Consider the following 6,417-nt stretch of genomic DNA (forward strand, 5'->3'; position numbering starts at 1 on the left):
AAATCTTAATAAAAAATGAAAGGACAGTTTTATTAAGTTGACGGATAAAAATGCAACTGGTATGATCTGTGTGAGAATGATAATTCAGTTCTCTAATTGATAATCACCATCATACAGACATTTTCTCGATGTCTGCATTATTAACCAAAATACTTTGAAAGTCAAACTATTTTACTTAATTTTAAACAAAAAGGTATTGGTTAAGCAAGTTTTTTTTAATTTGAAGATCAAAATAATAACGGAGGTGCACGATGAAACGAGTAGTAATAACAGGTATGGGCGCGATTACGCCTTTAGGAAATACGGTGAAAGAATATTGGCAAAACCTTGTCAACGGCACTATAGGAATTGGAAAAATCACCAAATTCGATTCTGAAAGTACAGGTGTTCACTTGGCTGGTGAGGTAAAGGATTTCGATCCCAGCGGCGTACTTGAGCGCAAGGAACAAAAACGCATGGATCTTTTTTCTCAGTATGGGATTGCAGCTGCAACACAAGCGTGGCAAATGAGCGGTTTAGAAAACGAAACAATTGATCCAAAACGCTTTGGTGTGATTGTGGGCAGTGGAATCGGCGGCATGACTACGCTGCAGGATCAAGTCAGAGTAATGGATAAAAAAGGAGCCAATCGTGTGACGCCGTTTTTTGTACCAATGGTGATCGCCAACATGGCTTCCGGCAATATTTCCATCAAATTAGGGGCAAAGGGGCCATCCCAAACCATTGTTACTGCCTGTGCATCCGCAACTAATGCTATTGGTGAAGCCTTTAGAACAATCAAATACGGCCTGGCTGATATTATGATTACCGGCGGCACGGAAGCAACTATTTGTGAAATCGGGATTGCCGGCTTTGCCGCATTAAATGCGCTGAATACAACAGAAGATCCTACTCGTGCGTCTATTCCTTTTGATAAAGAAAGACATGGTTTTGTTATGGGTGAAGGTGCCGGCATGCTTTTGTTAGAAGAGCTGGAGCATGCGCAAAAACGCGGAGCAACTATTTTGGGCGAAATCGTCGGTTATGGTAGTAACTGTGATGCTAGTCACATGACAGCACCTTTAGAGAACGGCAGCGGGGCTGCTGATGCGATTGAGCTTGCTTTAGCGGAAGGAGCTGTTGATCCTGCCAAAGTAGGTTATATTAACGCGCACGGCACCTCAACGCCTGCCAATGACAGTGCTGAAACTAAAGCGATTAAACGTGTCTTTGGTACTCGTGCAAATACTATTCCGATTTCCAGCACAAAAAGCATGACAGGACACTTGTTAGGCGCTGCTGGGGGGATTGAAGCAATTGCCTGTGTGCAGACACTTAAGGAAGGCATTGCACATCCAACAACTGGTTATCAAGTAGCAGATCCAAACTGTGATCTGGACTATATCACAGAAGGCTCACGTGAGGTTCAAGCGGAGTATGTGATTAGTAATTCATTTGGCTTCGGTGGCCACAACGGTGTAATTTGTATGAAGAAATGGGAGGAACAATAAGATGACAAGAATTATGAATGCAACAGAAATTATGGAAATGATCCCAAATCGCTATCCGATTTGTTTTATTGACTATGTAGATGAAATTATTCCAGAGAAAAAAATTATCGCAACCAAAAATGTCACAATCAATGAAGAATTTTTTCAAGGTCATTTTCCGGGAAATCCAACAATGCCGGGCGTGCTGATTATTGAAGCCTTGGCGCAGGTGGGCTCTATTTTGATTTTAAAAATGGAACAGTTCCAAGGTGAAACAGCTTATATTGGCGGCATCAACAAGGCGAAATTCCGACAAAAGGTAGTACCGGGAGATGTGTTGAAATTGCATTTTGAAATCGTCAAAATCAGAGATTATGTAGGTATTGGCAAAGCGACTGCTTATGTAGAAGATAAAAAAGTCTGCGAATGTGAATTAACCTTTATTGTCGGCAGATAACGCATAAAAATATGAAGGAAAAGGCAGGACAGGCGGTAATTTCTGATGCCTGTCTTTTGCTTCGTTTGAAGCGGAAGATACGCTTTTGCAGGATTAAGGGTCAGAATAGCTCACTCCATCCAAAAAAGTTCCGGAGAAACGGTAATTCCCTAGAATATCAGCTCTGAATCTGCTACAATGGTTGAGAAGATTTTTTTTATGATGCACTCTTTTGCCTATTTAGAAAAAAGAGCAGCAGATCTTAAAGAAGAAGGAGAGCTACGACAATGATAGCAGTAAGTGATCTTAAAGCAGGAATGACCTTTGAGCAAGACGGTAAATTAATCCGTGTAATGGAAGCTAGCCACCACAAACCAGGTAAAGGCAATACCGTTATGCGTATGAAATTAAAAGACGTACGTACAGGTGCTACGACTGATACAACGATGCGTCCGGATGATAAAGTAAAAAAAGCTTATATTGAAACAAAACCTGTTCAATATTTGTACAGCCAAGACGATACAGCGAACTTCATGGATTTAGAAACATACGAACAATACGAAATTCCAACTTCAGTGATCGAAGAAGAATTAAAATATCTTTTAGAAAACATGGAAGTAAAAATCCAATTTTACGGTTCAGAAGTAATTGGTGTTACTTTACCAACGACGGTTGTTTTAGAAGTCGCTGAAACCCAGCCTTCTATTAAAGGCGCTACCGTTTCCGGCTCTGGTAAACCAGCCGTTATGGAAACAGGCTTAGTGGTTAACGTTCCTGATTTTATCGAAGCAGGCGAGCAGCTGGAAATCAACACACAAGAAGGTACTTACCTAAAACGTGCCTCAAAATAAAAAAGCTACACTAAAAACACGCACCAAAGCAATTGTCTTTAACAACATTGCTTTGGTGCGTGTTTTGTTTAATAGTAGAAATCAATGAATAGAGCCCATTAATTTCTTGATTGGATTTTTGAAAAGAAGCAGGATGATGCCGGCCACAACAGCAACGATACCGACGATACCAAAATAAGCAGACTCTGTTTGCGGTGTATAAAAACGCGCAATCTGCGCATTAATCGCTTGAGAAGCTGCATCCGCCAACAACCAAATCGCAACCGTTTGCGCTTCGAAGGCTTTAGGTGCTAGTTTTGTCGTAATGGACAAGCCGACCGGCGAGATACACATTTCCGCAACGATCATCACAAAAAAGCTCACAATTAACCATAGTGGACTTACACGACCGCTGGTTCCATATAACAAACCAGGTAGCATCAACATTACAAAGGAAAGTCCGGCAAACACTAAACCTAATGAGAATTTTACAACTGTGGAAGGCTGTCTTTTACCTAAACGTGTCCACAACGCAACAAAAATCGGTGTTAAAATAACTACAAAAATCGGATTCAATGACTGGAACCAGCTTGGCGCAATATTAAAGCCCAATAAGGTTCTATTTGTCCGTTCATCTGCAAATAATGCTAAAATAGAAGAGCCTTGTTCTTCCAGCGACCAAAAGACGATGCTTGCTAAAAATAATGGAATATAACCCATGACTCTTGGTTTTTCTTCAGCTGTTACGTCTTTTGAGGTTAACATTTTAATGAAGTAATAAGCCGGCAGTAAAATTCCTACCAAACTAACGGTATTAATGAAAAAGTCAATTGTTAACTGATTTAAAAGGAATGCTCCGCCAAACCAGATCAATGCGACCGCTAAAGCAATGAATAAAGAGCGAGTAAATTTCTTTTGTTCCGTTTTATCCATTGGATTTGTTGGGGCTAAGCCAATATTCGCTAACGCTTTTTTTCCTTGTAAATAATACTGTAATAGACCGAAAAACATCCCGAAAGCAGCGACAGAAAAACCTAGATGGTAATTATAATTTTGACCTAAGGTTCCCACTACAAACGGCGCCAATAATGCACCAATATTAATTCCCATATAAAAGATTGAAAAACCGGCGTCACGTCTGGGATCGGTTTTAGAATAAAGGTGCCCGATCATTCCAGAGACATTTGGTTTCAACATCCCGGTTCCGATGACAATCAGGAAGATAGATATAAACAATGCACCTACACCGAACGGCGTCGCCAGTACAATATGTCCGGCCATAATAAAGACTCCACCGTAAAATACTGTTTTTCTTGAGCCTAACATGCGATCGGAAATCCAGCCGCCGATGATGCTGGACATAAAGACTAAAGAACCATAAATGGACATGATTGCTAAAGCCGTTTCTTTTGCTAAGCCTAAACCGCCGTTAGCGACTGTATCATAAATATAATAAAGTAAAATCGCCCGCATACCATAATAACTGAATCTTTCCCACATCTCAGTAAAGAAGAGAGTAGACAATCCTCTTGGCTGGCCAAAGAAAGATTTGTCCATCTTTTTCTCGTCCATAAATAAAACCTCAATTCTTTTTAATATTCAGAAAATTTGAAATTGTTTCGCTTTTAAAACGACATATAAGCAGTATTTTAAACCGCTACTCTTTTAAAATAGATAGATTTCAATGATTAGTTCATAAAAAAATATGTATATCTATTCATTTATTTTTAACAATGGTAAATAAAATGGGATAAAAATGTAAAAAAATGGTAATTATAAAAGAAAGGATGTTTTTATTGAAAGCAATAGAAAGATTGAATGCTTTCTCTAGATTCTAACTATTTATAAATGATGATCAAAAGACAGATTACATATAAGACGAACAGTCCATTTTTTATTATTCAAAATTAAGGAGACTAGCCCCAACAACATCGGTGTTGGGGCTGAAAATTTTTAATAATGGATAGTTAAAGTAGTGGTAAAGATTCCATTAATGCGATGTATTGCAAAATGTACATTATTATAATTATTGCATATTTTGGAGACAATATGTAGACCTTTTCCACTATGATTTGATTTACTTGAGAAGCCCTTTTTCATAATTTTTTCTAAAGGTATTGTAGAAGTGTCAGGATTTTTAATTATTAAAGATAAATATTTTTCATTATTCTCAAAAATCACTTGAATAAAAGAATTAGGTTGATCTTGAACAGATTCAAATGCATTATTTAATAATATATTAAGACAACGAATAAAATCAATTAAATCCATGTTGACATAATATAATGGCCTAGTCACCGTTAAAGCAATATCTATTTGAAGGTTTGTAGCTTTTTCCGAAAATGTTGATAGTACAGCTATGACAGGAGTAACTGTAATTTTTGTTAATTCTAAATAATATTTTGATCCTAATATATCTGCTGAATAGTCAACAATTGAATGTAGATATTTTTTGGCTCCCTCTAAGTCGCCACTATCTAGGTAGCCATTTAAACTAAGAAGAATACCATTATAATCATGTATAAAATTAGATGTTAATTCATATTGTTGGGTATTATGGGAAAGTAAGTGTGCCATTATTTTAAATTCTTCAGATTGCTTGTAATCTTTAGAAATAAAATAAAAAATAATACTAAAAAGAAAACCACTAATGCAGACAATAAGAAAGCTCAGTAATAATCTAGATGTGGAATTAGAATATAAAGATTGTAAATAAAGTACGATAGTAATGGTATAAAATGCAATAACAAGAATAGAAAATAACCGATACTTTTTTTTTACACTATTTAATACAGTTACTACGTTAAATAATTTAATAAAATGTCGAATCAAGAAACATATAGGTACTAATAATAAAAGCTGAGCAAAGACTAATAGAAATATCGTTTGAAGGGACGATAACGAATTAAATGAAAAAAAGATAAGTGGGAAATCATACGTTAATAACCAAATAAACAGCAAAAACGTAAATTTCCACAAAAATGAAACCACGGGTATTAACAAGTTATTATATCGATACACTATAATAACGGAACGAATAATAATAACAAACGATAAAAAGAACCAATCTAATATGTAAGGATAAAGAATACTCATGAGTAAAGCAAGAGTTAAATAAATGGATAAAAATATGCATTCTTTCTTTTGAAATATATTGCGATAATCTACAATCCACATTAGTAACAGACCATCAATATACAACATAGAAGGGACAGTGAATAAAATATGCAATGACTTAAACTCCTCCTGACCTGTAATCTATGATAGCCTTCCCAAATTTAGAAATTACTTTTTTACTAAAAGGTAATTCAGTCTGATCCCTAAAGGTGATTGTTCCTTCCAAAGAATTATAAGAAGAAACAAAGTCAAAGTTAATAATAAAGGATTTCATATCTTTGTAAAAATTATTAGGTTTTAATTCTTTTTTTAAAGTTATTATTTTTTCATCACAAACGATTTCTTGGTTAGTTGTTTTTACAATTACCTGTCTCTTCTTTGTTTTTAGCGAAGCCACATAATGAATTTCAGAAAATCGAAAAATAAACTGATTAGTTCCGGAACGTACAATTAAAAAGTCCTCTTTGTTAGGAACTGACACTATAATGAGATACAATTAAAAAAGAGCACCTCAAATTTAGTAAAATAAATTTGGAGGTGTTTTTCTAATGGCAAAGCATAATTA

General features: G+C 35.9%; 6 protein-coding genes. 3 read left to right on the forward strand and 3 right to left on the reverse strand.

The window, feature by feature from the left end; genetic code table 11:
- Window positions 1-251 precede the first annotated feature (251 nt).
- The 3 genes from fabF to efp all read left to right on the forward strand — a co-directional run bounded on the left by fabF (window position 252) and on the right by efp (window position 2,756).
- Window positions 252-1,490 (forward strand): beta-ketoacyl-ACP synthase II, encoded by a 1,239-nt coding sequence (gene fabF / locus ABH902_RS12715; RefSeq protein ID WP_404591278.1) that lies wholly within the window; start codon window positions 252-254, stop codon window positions 1,488-1,490.
- Window position 1,491: 1 nt separating this feature from the next.
- Complete coding sequence (gene fabZ / locus ABH902_RS12720) at window positions 1,492-1,926, forward strand: 3-hydroxyacyl-ACP dehydratase FabZ (protein WP_087640754.1); 435 nt, start codon at window positions 1,492-1,494, stop codon at window positions 1,924-1,926.
- 266 nt (window positions 1,927-2,192) lie between these two features.
- A complete protein-coding gene (efp, locus tag ABH902_RS12725) occupies window positions 2,193-2,756 on the forward strand; it encodes an elongation factor P (RefSeq protein ID WP_404591280.1) in 564 nt (187 codons plus the stop codon).
- 81 nt (window positions 2,757-2,837) lie between these two features.
- On the opposite strand, the gene ABH902_RS12730 is transcribed toward efp, so the two are convergent.
- The 3 genes from ABH902_RS12730 to ABH902_RS12740 all read right to left on the reverse strand — a co-directional run bounded on the left by ABH902_RS12730 (window position 2,838) and on the right by ABH902_RS12740 (window position 6,348).
- On the reverse strand, window positions 2,838-4,307 hold the full coding sequence (locus ABH902_RS12730) for a peptide MFS transporter (protein WP_404591282.1): 1,470 nt from the start codon (window positions 4,305-4,307) through the stop codon (window positions 2,838-2,840).
- Between the two features lie 381 nt (window positions 4,308-4,688).
- The gene (locus tag ABH902_RS12735) at window positions 4,689-5,312 is read right to left on the reverse strand and encodes a GHKL domain-containing protein (protein WP_404591284.1); all 624 of its coding nucleotides are present in this window, start codon (window positions 5,310-5,312) and stop codon (window positions 4,689-4,691) included.
- Between the two features lie 658 nt (window positions 5,313-5,970).
- Window positions 5,971-6,348 carry a LytTR family transcriptional regulator DNA-binding domain-containing protein gene (locus ABH902_RS12740; protein WP_404591285.1) on the reverse strand — a complete coding sequence of 126 codons (378 nt, stop codon included), beginning with the start codon at window positions 6,346-6,348 and terminating at the stop codon, window positions 5,971-5,973.
- Between the last annotated feature and the right edge of the window lie 69 nt (window positions 6,349-6,417).

Source organism: Enterococcus sp. UD-01 (assembly GCF_044909655.1).
Lineage (GTDB): Bacteria > Bacillota > Bacilli > Lactobacillales > Enterococcaceae > Enterococcus_L.